This is a genomic window from Acidovorax sp. FG27 (assembly GCF_040365715.1).
Taxonomy (GTDB): domain Bacteria; phylum Pseudomonadota; class Gammaproteobacteria; order Burkholderiales; family Burkholderiaceae_C; genus Paracidovorax.
In genome coordinates this window covers 160810-176285 of record NZ_BAABVY010000014.1, presented here as the reverse complement: position 1 = coordinate 176285, position 15476 = coordinate 160810, and the positions used below count along the sequence as shown (strand labels likewise).

At 69.5% G+C, this 15476-nt stretch carries 19 protein-coding genes; 14 read left to right on the top strand and 5 right to left on the bottom strand.

Annotated features, from left to right (window positions below; translation table 11 throughout):
- Positions 1-121: 121 nt before the first annotated feature.
- Positions 122-556, bottom strand: coding sequence for a DUF1841 family protein (locus ABWV53_RS19570; RefSeq protein ID WP_353367809.1), 435 nt, complete (start codon positions 554-556; stop codon positions 122-124).
- A gap of 105 nt (positions 557-661) precedes the next feature.
- Here ABWV53_RS19570 and ABWV53_RS19565 point away from each other — a divergent pair, with 105 nt between their 5' ends.
- Together ABWV53_RS19565 and ABWV53_RS19560 are read left to right on the top strand one after the other, a co-directional pair.
- A complete protein-coding gene (locus ABWV53_RS19565) occupies positions 662-1123 on the top strand; it encodes a hypothetical protein (RefSeq protein ID WP_353367808.1) in 462 nt (153 codons plus the stop codon).
- Positions 1120-2040, top strand: a complete 921-nt coding sequence (locus tag ABWV53_RS19560; protein WP_502903942.1) for a DUF2145 domain-containing protein — start codon at positions 1120-1122, stop codon at positions 2038-2040. Before ABWV53_RS19565 ends, ABWV53_RS19560 begins: the two co-directional genes overlap by 4 nt.
- A gap of 101 nt (positions 2041-2141) precedes the next feature.
- Here ABWV53_RS19560 and ABWV53_RS19555 read toward each other — a convergent pair whose 3' ends face one another.
- Complete coding sequence (locus ABWV53_RS19555; protein WP_353367807.1) at positions 2142-2945, bottom strand: IclR family transcriptional regulator domain-containing protein; 804 nt, start codon at positions 2943-2945, stop codon at positions 2142-2144.
- A 109-nt stretch (positions 2946-3054) separates the two neighbouring features.
- Here ABWV53_RS19555 and ABWV53_RS19550 point away from each other — a divergent pair, with 109 nt between their 5' ends.
- The 12 genes from ABWV53_RS19550 (at position 3055) to ABWV53_RS19495 (ending at position 13040) form a co-directional block, all read left to right on the top strand.
- A complete protein-coding gene (locus ABWV53_RS19550) occupies positions 3055-3756 on the top strand; it encodes a 3-oxoacid CoA-transferase subunit A (RefSeq protein WP_353367806.1) in 702 nt (233 codons plus the stop codon).
- Between the two features lie 59 nt (positions 3757-3815).
- Positions 3816-4463 carry a 3-oxoacid CoA-transferase subunit B gene (locus tag ABWV53_RS19545; RefSeq protein WP_353367805.1) on the top strand — a complete coding sequence of 216 codons (648 nt, stop codon included), beginning with the start codon at positions 3816-3818 and terminating at the stop codon, positions 4461-4463.
- A gap of 18 nt (positions 4464-4481) precedes the next feature.
- Positions 4482-5696, top strand: a complete 1215-nt coding sequence (gene pcaF, locus ABWV53_RS19540) for a 3-oxoadipyl-CoA thiolase (RefSeq protein WP_353367804.1) — start codon at positions 4482-4484, stop codon at positions 5694-5696.
- 67 nt (positions 5697-5763) lie between these two features.
- Positions 5764-6750 (top strand): tripartite tricarboxylate transporter substrate binding protein, encoded by a 987-nt coding sequence (locus tag ABWV53_RS19535; protein ID WP_353367803.1) that lies wholly within the window; start codon positions 5764-5766, stop codon positions 6748-6750.
- 7 nt (positions 6751-6757) lie between these two features.
- Positions 6758-7198 (top strand): carboxymuconolactone decarboxylase family protein, encoded by a 441-nt coding sequence (locus ABWV53_RS19530; protein WP_353367802.1) that lies wholly within the window; start codon positions 6758-6760, stop codon positions 7196-7198.
- A gap of 13 nt (positions 7199-7211) precedes the next feature.
- Entirely contained in the window at positions 7212-8009 is a 798-nt protein-coding gene (gene pcaD, locus ABWV53_RS19525) for a 3-oxoadipate enol-lactonase (RefSeq protein ID WP_353367801.1), read from the top strand.
- A gap of 10 nt (positions 8010-8019) precedes the next feature.
- Positions 8020-9093: a cyclase family protein gene (locus tag ABWV53_RS19520; protein ID WP_353367800.1), complete on the top strand. Its 1074-nt coding sequence runs from the start codon at positions 8020-8022 to the stop codon at positions 9091-9093.
- Positions 9094-9197: 104 nt separating this feature from the next.
- On the top strand, positions 9198-9494 hold the full coding sequence (locus tag ABWV53_RS19515) for a YciI family protein (RefSeq protein ID WP_353367799.1): 297 nt from the start codon (positions 9198-9200) through the stop codon (positions 9492-9494).
- Between the two features lie 38 nt (positions 9495-9532).
- Positions 9533-10258, top strand: a complete 726-nt coding sequence (locus ABWV53_RS19510) for an SDR family oxidoreductase (RefSeq protein WP_353367798.1) — start codon at positions 9533-9535, stop codon at positions 10256-10258.
- Positions 10259-10318: 60 nt separating this feature from the next.
- Positions 10319-11656, top strand: coding sequence for a short-chain fatty acid transporter (locus tag ABWV53_RS19505; RefSeq protein WP_353367797.1), 1338 nt, complete (start codon positions 10319-10321; stop codon positions 11654-11656).
- 55 nt (positions 11657-11711) lie between these two features.
- On the top strand, positions 11712-11996 hold the full coding sequence (gene catC, locus ABWV53_RS19500) for a muconolactone Delta-isomerase (protein WP_011796968.1): 285 nt from the start codon (positions 11712-11714) through the stop codon (positions 11994-11996).
- Positions 11997-12053: 57 nt separating this feature from the next.
- Positions 12054-13040 carry a tripartite tricarboxylate transporter substrate binding protein gene (locus ABWV53_RS19495; RefSeq protein ID WP_353367796.1) on the top strand — a complete coding sequence of 329 codons (987 nt, stop codon included), beginning with the start codon at positions 12054-12056 and terminating at the stop codon, positions 13038-13040.
- 147 nt (positions 13041-13187) lie between these two features.
- Here ABWV53_RS19495 and ABWV53_RS19490 read toward each other — a convergent pair whose 3' ends face one another.
- The 3 genes from ABWV53_RS19490 to ABWV53_RS19480 form a co-directional block, all read right to left on the bottom strand.
- Complete coding sequence (locus ABWV53_RS19490; RefSeq protein WP_353367795.1) at positions 13188-13595, bottom strand: hypothetical protein; 408 nt, start codon at positions 13593-13595, stop codon at positions 13188-13190.
- A 122-nt stretch (positions 13596-13717) separates the two neighbouring features.
- Positions 13718-14995: a type II toxin-antitoxin system HipA family toxin gene (locus ABWV53_RS19485; RefSeq protein ID WP_353367794.1), complete on the bottom strand. Its 1278-nt coding sequence runs from the start codon at positions 14993-14995 to the stop codon at positions 13718-13720.
- Positions 14992-15453 (bottom strand): helix-turn-helix transcriptional regulator, encoded by a 462-nt coding sequence (locus tag ABWV53_RS19480; RefSeq protein WP_353367793.1) that lies wholly within the window; start codon positions 15451-15453, stop codon positions 14992-14994. Before ABWV53_RS19480 ends, ABWV53_RS19485 begins: the two co-directional genes overlap by 4 nt.
- Positions 15454-15476 lie beyond the last annotated feature (23 nt).

Below are 15476 nucleotides of genomic sequence, written 5' to 3'. Positions count from 1 at the left end.
ATTCCCAGTCATTTCGGCCTCTGGCGCTTGATCCATGAGCGGTTGCAGCTATGAAAAAATATAGCGAAATGACACGGTGGCCAGCCGGGATGCCGTCAGCAGGTTCATGCCTTGCCGGGGCTCAGTCGCGGGTGGCGCGGCGCTGCACGCACGCGACGTAGGCTTCGCCGTCCGGCGGGCGGCCCGAGCGCTGGCTCTGCCAGAGCATCTCGCCCAGGCAGTCCATCACGGCGTGGTGGGCGTCGTGCAGCGAATCGAGCCGCGCGGCCAGCAGCTCCACCGCCTGGCGGATGCCGCGGGGCTGGTCGATGCTGCACTGCTCGCTGATCGACAGGTGCATCGACAGGTGCAGGAAGGGGTTGGTCTGGCCCGGAGTTTCGTCGTAGTTGCGCGCCAGGGCGGCGTTCACGTCCGCCAGGTCGGCGTGGTATTCCGGGTGTTCTGCGATCCAGAGGCTGGCTAGGGTCTCGATGGCTTCCATCGGCGCGCCGGCCTGGGCCTTGGCGTGCACCGCGCAGAAAAAGCGCCGTACGTCGGCTTGGGAAGGGTTGAACATGGATCGATGAGCGTAGCACGCGGGTCACGCCGGCCGCAGCGACTCTGCCGGCCCGCCCGCCATTGCGTCAACAATATCGCCTCGATTCCAGAAACCCGCACCACCATGTCGCTTTCATCCCACTCCCGCCTGGCCCTGTGCCTGTGCGCCACCCTGTGCCTGCCGCTGGCCGCGCAGGCCGACAGCTTCGCCTCGTCGGCCTCCAGCGCCGGCTCGGCCTCCAGCGGCAGCGCGTCCGACTCGCTCAAGGGCTCGAGCAACAGCTCGAGCGGCGACAAGAAGACCGCCGGTGCCGACTACCGCATCACCGACGTGGCCGAAGCGCCCGGCCGCGCCGGCTTCGTGCGGCTGACCCTGGAGGCGGACGCCGACCGGCACCTGGTGCTGGAACTGCCCGCCGCCGTGTTCGCGCCCCAGCGCCTGGCGCGGGGCGACGCCATCCACGCCGCCCCGCGCGACTGGGGCATGGAGTTCGCCCGCGCCGACACGCGGGAAGCCTTCTTCCTGGTGCTGGCGGACGACTGGCACCGCGAATTGGCGCCGCGCCGGGTGGACCGCGCCTCGTGAACCTGCGCGCCTGGCGCCGGTGCCGCGCCGCGTCGCTGGTGCTGGCCCTGGGCGCGGCCCTGGCCGGGCCCGCCCTGGCCGGCGGCCCCGTCTTCTGTGACCGCAGCCAGCCGCTGACCGCGCCCGAGCAGGCGCGCCTGCTGCAGTTCACCGGGGTGGTGCGCGCCGCGCTGGCCGGCACGGCCGCGCCCGTGGTGCTCATCAGCCGGGCGGGGCTGGACCTGTCCCGCTTCGGCATCCGCTATTCGCACGCCGCCCTGGCCTGGCGGGACGAGCAGGGCGCCTGGCAGGCGCGCCAGCTCTACTACGCCTGCGACGAGGGCCGCCCGCGCCTTTACGACCAGGGCCTCGCCGGCTTCGTCACGGGCGTGGACGACCCGTCCCAGGGCTACGTCTCCATCGTGCCGCTGACGGGCGAGGCCGGCGAAGCGGTGCGCACCGCGCTGCTGGACGCCCCGCGGGCGCTGCGGCTGCTGGCGGCCCGCTACAGCGCCAACGCCTACGCCTTCGGGCTGGACTACCAGAACTGCAACCAGTGGGTGGCCGAGCTGCTGGCCACCGCCTGGGGCGGCCTGCCGGACGGCGACGATCTGCGCGCCCGTGCGCAGCGGTGGCTGCACGCCGCCGGCTACGCGCCCGCGCCCGTCCCCGTCGACTCGCACGGGCTGATGTTCGCCGCCGGCTTCGTGCCGCTGATCCATCTGCGCGACCACCCGGAGGACGACCGTTACGCGATGCGGCTGCGCGTGAGCCTGCCCGCCAGCCTGGAAGCCTTCGTGCGCCAGCGGCTGCCCGAGGCCGAGCGCACCGAGTTCTGCCACGACGGCCGGCAGGTGGTGGTGCGCAGTGGCTGGACGCCCATCGCGGACGGCTGCAGCGCTGCGGCGGGCGACCGGGTGCTGCCCATCGGCGGCTGACGAGGCTGCAGGCGCTACCGCCGCTGGGTGCCCAGTGCGCCGGCTAACGCCGCTACGTGCCCAGTGCGCCGGCTAACGCCGAAGCGTTTCCAGTGCGTCGGCTAACGCCGACGCGTGCCCAGCGTGCGCGAGATCGCCTGCGAAGCCTCGAGCAGCGCGGGCAGCAGCTGTTCCTGCATCACCTGTGCGCTGGTGCGGTTGGCCTGGCCGCTGATGTTGAGCGCCGCCACCGTGTGGCCGGCGCGGTTCTTCAGCGGCGCGGCGATGGAGATCAAACCCTCTTCCAGCTCCTGGTTGACCAGGCACCAGCCCTGCTGGCGCGCCTCGGCGATGCGCGCCAGCAGGGTGGCGTCGTCCAGCGCCGTCTGGGGGGTGAAGGCGTGGCGCGGCACCTGCGCCAGCCGGGCGCGCATGTCGTCTTCGGGCAGGGCCGCCAGCAGCACGCGGCCCAGCGACGTCCAGAACGCCGGCAGGCGCGAGCCCACGCCCAGGTTGGTGCTCATGATCTTGTGGGTGTGCACGCGCAGCACGTAGACGATCTGGTGGCCGTCCAGCACCGCGGCCGAGCACGACTCGTGCACCCGGTCCACCAGCCCTTCCATCACCGGTTCGGCCAGGTCCCATATCGGCATGGACGACAGGTAGGCGAAACCCAGGTCGAGGATGCGCGGCGTCAGGCAGAACAGCCGGCCATCGCTCTCCACGTAGCCCAGCGTCTGCAGCGTGAGCAGGATGCGGCGCGCGCCGGCCCGCGTCAGGCCGGTGGCGGCGGCCACCTCGCTCAGGGTCTGCTGCGGCGCGGCGGCGCTGAACGAGCGGATCACCTCCAGCCCGCGGGCGAACGACTGCACATAGCTGTCGCCCGGCTTCGGGTTAACACTGAGGTCAGAGGGGGTGTCTTCCATGGCAATCCATTCTAAAATTCTTTATGCGAACATTTGTTCTATATACGAACAAATTCCTGGGACGGCATTCTTGCAGGTCCCGGATTTTCACTTCCAGTCGGGCAGGCACATGATCAACAAGATTGCGGATTCGATAGCAGAGGCGCTGGCGGGCATCCAGGACGGCTCCACGGTGCTGATCGGCGGCTTCGGCACGTCGGGCATTCCGGGCGAGCTCATCGACGGCCTGATCGCCCACGGCGCGCGCGATCTGACGGTGGTCAACAACAACGCCGGCAACGGCGACACGGGCCTGGCCGCGCTGCTCAAGGCCGGCCAGGTGCGCAAGATCATCTGCAGCTTTCCGCGCCAGGCCGACAGCTGGGTGTTCGACGAGCTCTACCGCAGCGGCAAGCTGGAGCTGGAACTGGTGCCCCAGGGCAACCTGGCCGAGCGCATGCGCGCCGCCGGTGCCGGCATCGGCGCGTTCTTCTGCCCCACGGCCTATGGCACAGAGCTCGCCCAGGGCAAGGAAACCCGCGAGATCGGCGGCAAACACTACGTGCTGGAGTACCCCATCCATGGCGACGTGGCGCTGATCAAGGCCGAGCGGGGCGACCGCTGGGGCAACCTGACCTACCGCAAGTCCGCGCGCAACTTCGGCCCGGTGATGGCCACGGCGGCGCGGCGCACCATCGCCACCGTGCACGAGATCGTGGAGCTGGGCGGGCTGGACCCCGAGGCCATCGTCACGCCGGGCATCCACGTGAGCCAGATCGTGCGCATCGAGCGCACGGCCACCCAGGCGGCCGGCTTCAAGAAAGCCGCCTGACGCCTCGCCCGCACCCGGGAATCACAGTCAAATTGGCCTCCAGCGCCCAAGGAATAAGCGTGAGCAGCTATCAAAAGAGAAGCAAGGACGACGTGGCGCGCCGCGTCGCGCAAGACATCCACGAGGGTGCCTACGTGAACCTGGGCATCGGCCAGCCGACCCTGGTGGCCAACCACATCCCGGCCGACCGCGAGGTGATCCTGCACAGCGAGAACGGCATCCTGGGCATGGGCCCGGCGCCGGCTGCGGGCGAGGAGGACTATGACCTCACCAACGCCGGCAAGCAGCCCGTCACGCTGCTGGCGGGCGGCGCGTACTTCCACCATGCCGACAGCTTCGCCATGATGCGCGGCGGCCACCTGGACATCTGCGTGCTGGGCGCCTTCCAGGTCAGCGCCACGGGCGACCTGGCCAACTGGAGCACGGGCGAGCCCGGCGCCATTCCCGCCGTGGGCGGCGCCATGGACCTGGCCATCGGCGCCAAGCAGACCTGGGTGATGATGGACCTGCTGACCAAGCAGGGCCAGTCCAAGGTCGTGGCGCAGTGCACCTATCCGCTGACCGGCATCGGCTGCGTCAAGCGCATCTACACCGATCTGGCCACCCTGGCCTGCACGCCCGCCGGCCTGGTGCTGATCGACACCGTGCCGGGGCTGGAGCACGCCGAACTCGAACGCCTCGTGGGCCTGCCCATCGGGCGCGCCTGAAACATCCCGGAGACCACCATGACGACCACCGCATCCCAAGCCTTCATCTGCGACGCCATCCGCACGCCCTTCGGCCGCTACGGCGGCGCGCTCTCCAGCGTGCGCACCGACGACCTGGGCGCCATTCCCATCAAGGCGCTGATGGAGCGCAACCCCGGCGTGGACTGGGCCGCGGTGACCGACGTGCTCTACGGCTGCGCCAACCAGGCCGGCGAAGACAACCGCAACGTCGCCCGCATGAGCGCGCTGCTGGCCGGCCTGCCCATCGACGTGCCCGGCGCCACCATCAACCGCCTGTGCGGCTCGGGCCTGGACGCGGTGGGCACGGCGGCGCGCGCCATCAAGGCGGGCGAGGCTGGGCTGATGATCGCGGGCGGCGTGGAAAGCATGAGCCGCGCACCGTTCGTCATGCCGAAGGCGGAGACGGCGTTCAGCCGCAACAACGCGGTGTACGACACCACCATCGGCTGGCGCTTCGTCAACAAGCTGATGAAGGCGCAGTACGGCGTCGATTCGATGCCCGAGACGGCCGAGAACGTGGCCACCGACTTCGGCATCGAGCGCGAGGCGCAGGACCGCATGGCTCTCGCCAGCCAACTCAATGCTGTGGCGGCCATCGAGGCCGGCCACCTGGCGCGCGAGATCGTGCCGGTCACCATACCGCAGAAGAAGGGCGACGCCATCGTCGTGAGCCGGGACGAGCACCCGCGCTCGACCAGCCTGGAGGCGCTCGCCAGGCTCAAGGGCGTGGTGCGGCCGGACGGCACGGTCACCGCCGGGAACGCCAGCGGCGTGAACGACGGCGCCTGCGCGCTGCTGCTGGCCGATGAAGCCAACGCCGCCCGCTATGGCCTGAAGCCCCGTGCCCGCGTGGTGGGCATGGCCACGGCCGGCGTGGCGCCGCGCATCATGGGCTTCGGCCCCACGCCCGCCACCCAGAAGGTGCTGGCGCAGACCGGCCTTTCCATCGACCACATGGACGTGATCGAGCTGAACGAGGCCTTTGCCGCGCAGGGGCTGGCCGTGCTGCGCGCATTGGGCCTGAAGGACGACGACGCCCGCGTCAACGCCTGGGGCGGCGCCATCGCCCTGGGCCACCCACTGGGCGCGAGCGGCGCCCGGCTGGTGACCACCGCCGTCAACCGGCTGCACGAACATGCCGGCCGCTACGCGCTCTGCACCATGTGCATCGGCGTGGGGCAGGGCATCGCCGTGATCCTCGAGCGCGTCTGAGCGCTGCGTATTCGCAGCCCGCGCATGCGGGCCGCGCCGTCCTGTCCGAAACACCCGGGAGACCTGCATGAACCCATTGAATATGTCGCGCCGCACCGTGGCCTTCGCTGCACTGGCCGCCTGCGTCGCCGGCGCCTGCGCGCCCGCCCTGGCGCAAGGCGCGTGGCCGTCCAAGCCCCTGCGCATGGTCGTGCCCTATTCGGCGGGCGGAGGGGCCGACAACGCTGCCCGCATCCTGGCGCAGCGCCTGTCGGCCACGCTCGGGACGCAGGTGGTGGTGGACAACCGCCCCGGCGCCAGCGGCATGATCGGCGCGCAGGCGGTTGCCAAGGCCGACCCGGACGGCTACACCGTGCTCTACGACTCCTCGACCTTCGCGGTCAATCCCTCGCTGCGCAAGATGTCGTTCGACCCGGCCAAGGACTTGATGCCGATTTCCCTGGTCGTCACGGTGCCCAACATTCTGGTGGTGCCGGCAAAGTCGCCCGATGCGAACTTCAAGGCCTTCCTGGAGCGCGCACGTTCGCACCCCGGCCAGGTGGCGTTCGCCTCCTACGGCGCGGGCAGCCCGGCGCATCTGGCGGGCGAGCTGCTGAACCGCGAGGCGCGTGTGTCCATGCTGCACGTGCCCTACAAGGGCGGCGCGCCCGCGCTGGCGGATGTGATCGGCGGCCAGGTGGATGCGTACTTCGCCAACGCGGGCTCCGGCCTGGGCTATGTGCAGTCGGGCCAGGTGAAAGCCCTGGCGGTCACCTCGCGCGAACGCATGGCGCTGCTGCCCCAGGTGCCGACCGTGGCCGAAAGCGGCTTTCCCGACTTCGAGGTGCTGGAGTGGAACGGCGTGTTCCTGCCCGCCGGCACGCCCAAGCCCATCGCCGACCGGCTGGCCGCCGAAGTGCAGGCTGCCGTGAAGGACCCGGAGACCCGCGCACGCCTGGTGAAGCTGGGCGCCGACCCCGTGGGTGGCACGCCGGCCGCGTTCGCCACCTTCCTGAGCGGGCAGACCCAACGCTGGGCGAAGCTCATCCAGGCCAACAAGATCACCGCAGACTGACGGCGCGATGGAAGCACACGACTGCTCCGGCGCGGACGCGTTCGAATCCGGCCTGGTCCATCGCCGCCGCATCCTGGGCGATGCTTGGGTGGACCGATCGCTCGACCAGCGAACGGCTTTCAACGGCGAGTTCCAGGATCTGATCACGCGCCATGCGTGGAACGACATCTGGGGCCGTCCGGCGCCGGGCGACAGGACGCGCCGGTTCATGGTGCTGTCGATGATGCTCGCCACGCATGCGTACGACGAATTCGCCATGCATGTGCGGGCCGCGCTCGACGGCCCGCCCGACTCCCGGCTGACGCCGGACGACATCAAGGAAGTGCTGCTCATGGCGGCCATCTACTGCGGCGTGCCGGTGGCCAACCACGGCTTCGGCATCGCCACCGCCATCCTGCGCGAAAAGGGCTTGCTGCAGGCATTCGCCCCGCCTTCCGACCCCGTTTGACGAAAGACAAGCCATGCCTGTTTCGACCCTTGCCACACCCCGTGGAACGTTCCGCATCGCCGTCGACGGCCCCGGCGACGCGCCGGTGCTGGTGCTGTCCAACTCGCTCGGCACCACGCTCGAGATGTGGGACGCGCAGGCCGCGCGTTTCGCCCGGACCCATCGGGTGCTGCGCTACGACACCCGCGGCCATGGCGGCAGCGTGGTGTCGCCCGGGCCCTACACGTTCGACCAACTGGGCGGCGACGTGCTGGCGCTGCTGGACGCGCTGGGCATCGAACGGGCGAGCTTCTGCGGCATCTCCATGGGCGGCTTCACCGGCCTCTGGCTGGGCGTGCATGCGCCCGAGCGGCTGAACCACCTTGTGGTGGCGAACAGCGCAGCGAAGATAGGCACGGCCGACGGCTGGACGGCGCGGGCCGCGCTGGTGCGCGAGAAAGGCGCGGCAGGCATGGCCGAGCTGGCGGCTTCGTCCCCTGGGCGCTGGTTCACGGACGCGTTCGCTGCAGCGCAGCCCGAAGTGGTGCAGCGTGCGCAGGGCTGGATCGCCGGCATTGCGCCGGAAGGCTATGCCGCCTGCTGCGAAGCGCTGGCGCAGGCCGACCTGCGCGGCGCCATCGCCGGCATCACCGTGCCCACGCTGCTGATCGCCGGCAGCGCCGACCCCGTCACCACGGTGGCGGATGCGCAGGCCATGCAGGCCGCCATTCCCGGCGCGCAACTGGCGCAAGTGCCGGCTTCGCACCTGTCCAACCTCGAAGCCCCGGAGGCGTTCGACGCCGCGCTGGCGCGCTTCCTGGCGGCTGCATAGGAGCGTGCCGATGGACCAGCCGCAAACAGCCCACCCCCGCTGGAAGCACCGCCCGGCCGGCTCCACCTGGGGTGACTTCGGGCCCGACGACCAGTTGGGCCGCCTGAACCTGCTGACGCCCGAGAAGGTGCGCCAGGGCGTGGCCGAGGTGCGCGAAGGGCTCAGCTTCGCGCTCAGCCTGCCGCTGGATTACCCCGGCGGCAGCGCGCTCAACCCGGCACGCCATCCGCCCGTGCTGCGGCCCACGGTGCGCAGGGGGCTGGTCAACTTCAACTGCCTGCTGGCCGAACTGGACGCGGGGCGCACCGACGTCATGTCCGACGACCTGGCCATCCTGTACCTGCAGTACTCCACGCAGTGGGACAGCCTGGCGCACGCCGGCTCGATGTTCGACGCCAACGGCGACGGCCTGCCCGAGGCGCTCTACTACAACGGCTATGCGGCCGGGCGCCACGTGGTCGGCCCGCAGCATCTGGACGATACGGGCGTACCCGCCACGCCGGGCGCGGCCGGCGCCAGCACCTCGGCCGCGCATGCGCTGGGCATCGAGAACATGGCCCGCACGGGCGTGCAGGGCCGCGGCGTGATGATCGACCTGCGCGCCCACCTGGGCGACGCGCGCACGCTGGTCGGCTACGACACGCTGATGCGCGTGCTGGAGGCCGACGGTGTGGCGGTGGAGCCGGGCGACATGGTCTGCCTGCACACCGGCTTTGCCGACGTGGTGCTGGGCATGCGCCGCCACCCCGACCCGGCCGTGCTGCAGAACGCCTGCGCTGTGCTGGACGGCCGCGACGAGCGGCTGCTGCAGTGGATCACCGACAGCCAGGTCGCCGCCATCGCCGCCGACAACTATGCGGTGGAGGGCCTGCCCGCCCGTCCGGGCCCGGCCTGCTGCGCCGCGCTGCCGCTGCACGAGCACTGCCTTTTCAAGCTGGGCGTGCATCTGGGCGAGTTGTGGCATCTCACACCGCTCGCCGCATGGCTGCGCGCCCGGGGCCGCCACCGCTTTTTGCTGACGGCGCCGCCGCTGAACCTGCCCGGTGCCGTGGGCTCGCCCGTGACGCCTGTCGCCACGGTCTGAGCCGCCGCTTTTCTGCCGTCGTGACGCAGCAAGCCGGCCTCGGGGGTGCCCCGGGGCGTCGGCCTGCCGCGCCCTGTGTTCGTACACCTCTTGAAGGCCCCGCCATGCCCTACATCATCGAAACCTTCGACAAGCCCGGCCACCAGCCAGTGCGCCAGGCCCACCGCGCCGCGCACCTCGAATTCCTGGACCAGCACAAGGAGCTGCTGCTGGCGTGCGGCGCCAAGCTGGACGACGACGGCAAGGACCTGGGCGGCGGCCTCTATGTGGTGGCGCTGGACTCGCGCGAGCAAGCGCAGCGGTTCATCGAAGCCGATCCGTTCCATGCGGCCGGCCTGTTCGAGCGCGTGACGCTCACACGCTGGCGCAAGGCGTATGTGGCCGGCCAGTGCTTTCTCTGAGCCGGCGCCATCAACCCCGCAGTAAAGGACTTTCATCCATGACCCACGCACCTGCACCCGAACGCGTACTCATCACTGGCGGCGGCGCCGGCATCGGCGCGGCCACGGCCGAACGCTGCCGCGCCGACGGCTACGAGCCGGTCGTCATCGACCGCAGGGTGGACCACGTGCCCGGCGGCATCCAGGCCGACCTGTCGAACCCCGCCGAGACCGCCCGCGCGCTGCAGCAGGCGCTGGCCGGCGGCCCCATCACGCGGCTGGTCAACAACGTCGGCATCGTGGTGCCGGCCGAGGCGGCCGAGCAGACGCTGGAGCAGTTCGACCTGGCCGTGGCGCTGAACCTGCGCTGCAGCCTGCAGTGCATGCAGGCGCTGCTGCCGGGCATGCAGGCGGCCGGCTTCGGGCGCATCGTGAACATGTCTTCGCGCGCCGCGCTGGGCAAGGAGCTGCGCACCGCGTATTCGGCCACCAAGGCCGGCCTGATCGGCATGACGCGCGTCTGGGCGCTGGAGCTGGGACGCCACGGCATCACGGCCAACGCCATCGGCCCGGGGCCCATCCGCACGGAGCTGTTCGACCGCGCCAACCCGCCCGATGCGCCGCGCACGCAGGCCATCATCGACGCGGTGCCCGTCAAGCGCGTGGGCACGCCAGACGACGTGGCGCATGCCGTCTCCTATCTGCTCGACGAGCGCAGCGGCTTCGTCACGGGGCAGGTGCTGTACGTGTGCGGCGGCATGACCGTCGGTGTAGCCGGGGTCTGACGGCCGCCATCGCCCGCTCTCTCTTTCTCAAAAACTCACAACACCGAAGAGACAAGTCACATGTCGAAAATCACCGCCTTCTTCACCGAGCTGATGCGGCGCTACCTGCCCGATCCGTTCGTCTTCGCGATCATGCTCACGCTGCTCACCATGGCGCTCGCCTTCGGCGTGGAAAGCCGCCCCATCGATGCCGTGGTGCAGGACTGGGGCAAGGGCTTCTGGAGCCTGCTGGCCTTCACCACGCAGATGGCCGTCATCCTGGTGATGGGCTACGTGCTGGCGGCCGCGCCCATCGTGGACCGTTTTCTCGACCGCATCGCGGCGCGGGTCAGCACGCCGCGCCAGGCCATCATCGTCGCGACGATCGTGGGCTGCGTAGGCAGCTACCTCAACTGGGGCTTCGGTCTCGTGATCGGCGGCATCATGGCGCGCAAGCTGGCGCTGAAAGTGAAGGGCGTGCACTACCCGCTCATCATCGCGGCGGCCTATACCGGCTTCACCATGTACAGCCTGGGCTTCTCGGCGACGATCCCCGTACTCATCTCCACCAAGGGCCATGCCTTCGAGGGCACGATGGGGCTGATCCCGCTCACGCAGACGATCTTCTCCGCCCCCATTTTGCTGACCAGCCTGGCCGTGCTGATCGCGCTGCCGCTGCTGAACGCCACCATGCACCCCAAGGCCGGCGAGAAGGTCGTCGAGCTGGACCCGGCCACCGTGGCCGATGCGAAGCCCGCCGCCAGCGCCGAAGGGTTGCTGGGCGACGAGAAGACGCTGGCTTGGCGCCTGAACAACAGCCGCGTGCTCAGCCTCTTGATCGGCCTGTGCGGCATGGCGTACGTGGCCATGCACTTCATGAAAGGCGGCAACCTCGACCTGAACATGATCAACTTCTTCATCCTGTTCCTTGGCGTGCTGCTGCTGGGCACGCCGATGAAGTACGTGGAGAAGGTCAACGAGGGCGTGAAGACCATCGGCGGGATCATCCTGCAGTTCCCGTTCTACGCCGGGATCATGGCGATCATGCACGGCTCCGGCCTGGTGGAATCGATTGCCCATGTCTTCGTGAATATCTCCACCGCCGCCACGCTGCCGCTCTGGGGCCTGGTCAGCTCCTTCGTCATCAACTTCTTCGCGCCTTCGGGCGGCGGCCACTGGGTGCTGCAGGGCCCGTTCATGATCAATGCGGCCACCACGCTCGGCGCCTCGCAGGCGCAGACGGCGATGTCGGTGATGCTGGGCAATGGCTGGAACGACCTCGTGCAGCCGTTCTGGATCCTGCCGGCGCTGGCGCTCTCCAAGCTCAAGCTCAAGGACATCATGGGCTACACGGTGGTCTCCATGCTGCTCGTGGGCGCCATCTACGCCGTGACCATGCTGGTCTGGCCGCATCTCTGAACCGCTTACCGCCTTACGTTTTCGCCTCTCCACCTTTCTTTCAAGGAGCAACCCCATGCTGTTCATGGCCGAAATGACCGTCCGCATCCCGTCCACGCTGGCTCCCGAAGTGGCCGACGAGATCAAGCGCAAGGAAAAGGAGTACTCGCAGCAACTGCAGCGCGACGGCAAATGGCGCCACCTGTGGCGCGTCGTCGGCGAATACGCCAACGTGAGCATCTTCGACGTGTCCGGCAACGACGAGCTGCACACCATCCTGAGCGGCCTGCCGCTGTTCCCGTACATGGAGATCAAGGTGACGCCACTGGCCAACCACCCGTCGTCCATCGTGCAGGAATGACGCAGCGGCAGCGCCTCCACCTTCTTCACCATCCATCAGAGACCTGAGGAGACAACCATGACCATCGCCCATTTCACCTTCCGCCGCGGCCTGCTGGCCGCCGCTGCCGCCTGCGCCCTGTGGCCCACGCTTGCAGCCGCCCAGGCTTTTCCCACCAAGCCCATCACCATCATCGTGCCCTTCGCGGCCGGCGGCACCACCGACATCCTGGCGCGCGTCATCGCCCAGGGCCTTACGGCCGAGCTGGGCCAGTCGGTGGTGGTGGACAACCGCGCCGGCGCGGGCGGCAACATCGGCGGCCAGGCGGCGGCGCGCGCGCCGGCCGACGGCTACACGCTCTTCATGGGCACGGTGGGCACGCACGCCATCAACGCCGCGCTCTACAAGAAGATGCCGTTCGATCCGGTCAAGGACTTCGCGCCGTTGACCCGCGTGGCCAACGTGCCCAACCTGCTGGTGGCCAACCCGGCCCAGCCCTTCAAGACGGTGCAGGAGCTGATCGCCTATGCCAAGGCCAACCCGGGCAAGATCAACTTCGGCTCCTCGGGCAGCGGCAGCTCCATCCACCTGTCGGGCGAGCTGTTCAAGAGCATGGCCAAGGTGGACATGCAGCACGTGCCCTACAAGGGCAGCGCGCCGGCCGTGACCGACCTGCTGGGCAACCAGATCGCGATCATGTTCGACAACATGCCCTCGGCCATCCAGCACGTGCGCTCGGGCAAGCTGCGCGCCATCGCGGTGACCACAGCCAAGCGCTCGCCCGAACTGCCCGACGTGCCGACCATCGCCGAAGCGGGCGTGCCCGGCTACGAGGCCACGTCGTGGTTCGGCATGTTCGCGCCGGCGGCCACTCCGGCTCCGATCGTCGGCCAGTTGAACAAGGCCCTGGTGAAGGTGCTGGCGCAGCCCGACATCAAGAAGAAGATCAACGAGCAAGGCGCCGAGACGGCCGGTGAAACGCCCGAGCAGTTCGCCGCATTCATCCAGCAGGAGGCGGTGAAGTGGGGCAAGGTGGTGCGGGAGTCGGGCGCCAGCGTGGACTGACGGGTGGCATGAGGCGCGGGCACTTCGCCGTTCCATCCCGCCCCATGTAAAAAGCCCCGCTGGGGCGAGCGCTTCGCTCGCATCCCGGCGGGGCTTGTTGCTTTCGATGGTTCCAACCGGGCGCCCATCGGGTGCCCGGTGGGGTCATCAGTACTTGGTGGCCTTGATGTCGGCCTTGGCCTTCTCATGGTCGGCCTTGGCCTGCTTTTCGCAAGCATTCTTGGCATCGCCGCTCTGGTCGTCGCACTTTTCCTTGGCGACTTCGTACATGCCTTCGGCGCGCACTTCGGCCACCTTGCGGGCGTGGGATGCGCTTGGCTTGTACTGCTGCTCCAGTTCGGCCTTGGCGAGCTTTTCCTTGGCCTCGGCCTGCTTTTCGCACACGTCCTTGGCGTTGTCCTTCAGGGTGTCGCACTGCGCCTTGTCCGACTTGTAGGTCGCTTCGATCTGGGCCTTGGAGGCCTTGTGCTGATCGCCCGTCATGCCTTGGGCCTGGGCGCCGGCGCACACGAGGAAGCTGGAAGCGAAGAGGGCTGCGATGACTTGGGTTTTCATGAGAACGTCCTTGGATGAAATGGATACAGTGCACTGTCGCCGCCATCGCGCCTCGCCGTTGTAGGCCGGCGGCAGACGTCGATGTCGGCGTTCGGCGCTGGCGCCGCCCAAGCGGGTGGCGTTCAGCAAAACGCCTTACGCTGGGTTTTCAGGAAGTCGCGGTCGATGCTGGCTTGCAGCAGCTCCATGTCGGCGTCGCCGACCCCGTGGCCCATGAAGTGCGCCGCCCACTGGTCGACCGTGCGGGCCACGGCCTGCACCAGCTCGATGGCCCGGCCGCGCCGAAGCCCGTACTCGCTCAGCTGGGTGAGCGCGTTGTCCAGGGACGACCGCGCGCCGTCGTGCCCCACCTCCATCGCCTGGTAGCCCATGTTCTGGAGCGTGGGCACCACGTCGAACGCGGGGCAAAGGTCGTAGTGGCCGTCCAGGCCCAGCCGCAGGCAGTGGTTGCGCTCATGGTCATCGGTGTTGTCGACCAGGATGTTGAACACCATGCGCTGGAACAGCTCTTCGCGCAGCCCTCTCTGCCGGTCCGGGTGCGCCAGCCGCAGCAGCACCGTGGCCAGGGCGCCGTAGCTCTCAGGCAGCCCTGCCGCGGCCAGCGCCGTTCTGGCGGAAATGCAGTGCAGCCGCAACGGCAGGCCGTGCAGGTCCATCCGGTCGAAGCGCTCGATGGTCAGCGCGTGGCGCCGCTTGCCACCCGGGCCCCGCGAAGGCAGGGGCAGCACGTCCGTCGTAGCCACGTGGATGCCCGCCCGCGCCGCCAGGGTCATGGTGGCATGTTCGATGAGCGGCGTGTCCACCGGGTCGCCCAGCTCGGCGAACTTGACCACGCAGGGGCCGCTGGCGGTCTGCATCAGCGCCTTGGGCCGGGCGCCGCCCAGGGTCACGCCCGGTTGCACCAGGCGCTGGATGTCCGGGGTGACGGGAGCCTGTTCCTGGACCTCTTCCATCGCCCGCGCCAGCGCGCCCAGGTCGCGCAGGCGGGGGTAGGGCCCGACGCGGCGCGGCAGGTAGCGGTCGGCGGAAGTGGACACGCCCAAGGCGCCGAAACGGTCGTCCCCCGCGAACAGGAGCATCTCCAGAATCGACAGCCGCGCCGGCCGGTCGATGTGCCGGATGATGCGTTCGCCCCAGCGGTCGGGCCGGGCGTCGTCGATGGCGCCGGGCGCGCTGTCCTTGCGCGCCGCACTGAACGTCTGGCCGGCGAGCAGGGGCAGGTCCTCGCTCAGGGCGAATTCCCACCAGTCGGCCGCGTAGGTGAAGGCTGCGCAGTTGGGCACCAGCTGCGAGAGGGCCAGCGAGCCGGTCAGCACCGGGGCAGCCGGGTTGACCAGCGTCCAGACGAACAGCTCGTCCTGCGGCACGTAGGTGCGTGGCGAGACGTGCGAGGGCTTCATGGCCGCGGCTTCTTCACACCCGTGATGAGCGAAGCAAGGCCCGCGGCTGCAAGGGCCGGGCGCCCGCCGGGAGGGGCCGACCAACCGGGTGCCGCCCGCTCCGCCACCTGGGCGGGCGCGGCCGGCCTGCCTGCCGCCGGGCGAGGGCCGGCACGGGGATGCGCCCGGGCGACCTCCTGCTCCAGCGAATGCAGGTCTTTGTGCGGGGCCACGATGTCGGCCAGACCCTCGGCCTGGTTGATGAGCCACATGCACATCGCATACGACGCCATCGCCACGGAGGGGTCGCCCCGCTCTATACGGGCCATCGTGGGCTGGGACACACCCAGCCGCTGCGCCCACTGCGCCTGCGTTTCCTTGCGCCGCTTGCGTGCGATGGCGATGTGCTGCCCGAGCTGTTCGATCTCCCGCAGCACCGCCTGCGGGTAGTCAGAAGGTGGCGTGGTCTGTCTCGGCATTCATAGATGATAGAGGAATTGCC

Excerpts from the sequence above, each read along its gene's own strand:
- ABWV53_RS19570 (WP_353367809.1), bottom strand. The coding sequence starts at position 556 with ATGTTCAACCCTTCCCAAGCCGACGTACGGCGCTTTTTCTGCGCGGTG.
- ABWV53_RS19565 (WP_353367808.1), top strand. The coding sequence starts at position 662 with ATGTCGCTTTCATCCCACTCCCGCCTGGCCCTGTGCCTGTGCGCCACC.
- ABWV53_RS19555 (WP_353367807.1), bottom strand. The coding sequence starts at position 2,945 with ATGGAAGACACCCCCTCTGACCTCAGTGTTAACCCGAAGCCGGGCGAC.
- ABWV53_RS19550 (WP_353367806.1), top strand. The coding sequence starts at position 3,055 with ATGATCAACAAGATTGCGGATTCGATAGCAGAGGCGCTGGCGGGCATC.
- pcaF (WP_353367804.1), top strand. The coding sequence starts at position 4,482 with ATGACGACCACCGCATCCCAAGCCTTCATCTGCGACGCCATCCGCACG.
- ABWV53_RS19535 (WP_353367803.1), top strand. The coding sequence starts at position 5,764 with ATGAACCCATTGAATATGTCGCGCCGCACCGTGGCCTTCGCTGCACTG.
- ABWV53_RS19530 (WP_353367802.1), top strand. The coding sequence starts at position 6,758 with ATGGAAGCACACGACTGCTCCGGCGCGGACGCGTTCGAATCCGGCCTG.
- pcaD (WP_353367801.1), top strand. The coding sequence starts at position 7,212 with ATGCCTGTTTCGACCCTTGCCACACCCCGTGGAACGTTCCGCATCGCC.
- ABWV53_RS19520 (WP_353367800.1), top strand. The coding sequence starts at position 8,020 with ATGGACCAGCCGCAAACAGCCCACCCCCGCTGGAAGCACCGCCCGGCC.
- ABWV53_RS19515 (WP_353367799.1), top strand. The coding sequence starts at position 9,198 with ATGCCCTACATCATCGAAACCTTCGACAAGCCCGGCCACCAGCCAGTG.
- ABWV53_RS19510 (WP_353367798.1), top strand. The coding sequence starts at position 9,533 with ATGACCCACGCACCTGCACCCGAACGCGTACTCATCACTGGCGGCGGC.
- ABWV53_RS19505 (WP_353367797.1), top strand. The coding sequence starts at position 10,319 with ATGTCGAAAATCACCGCCTTCTTCACCGAGCTGATGCGGCGCTACCTG.
- catC (WP_011796968.1), top strand. The coding sequence starts at position 11,712 with ATGCTGTTCATGGCCGAAATGACCGTCCGCATCCCGTCCACGCTGGCT.
- ABWV53_RS19495 (WP_353367796.1), top strand. The coding sequence starts at position 12,054 with ATGACCATCGCCCATTTCACCTTCCGCCGCGGCCTGCTGGCCGCCGCT.
- ABWV53_RS19490 (WP_353367795.1), bottom strand. The coding sequence starts at position 13,595 with ATGAAAACCCAAGTCATCGCAGCCCTCTTCGCTTCCAGCTTCCTCGTG.
- ABWV53_RS19485 (WP_353367794.1), bottom strand. The coding sequence starts at position 14,995 with ATGAAGCCCTCGCACGTCTCGCCACGCACCTACGTGCCGCAGGACGAG.
- ABWV53_RS19480 (WP_353367793.1), bottom strand. The coding sequence starts at position 15,453 with ATGCCGAGACAGACCACGCCACCTTCTGACTACCCGCAGGCGGTGCTG.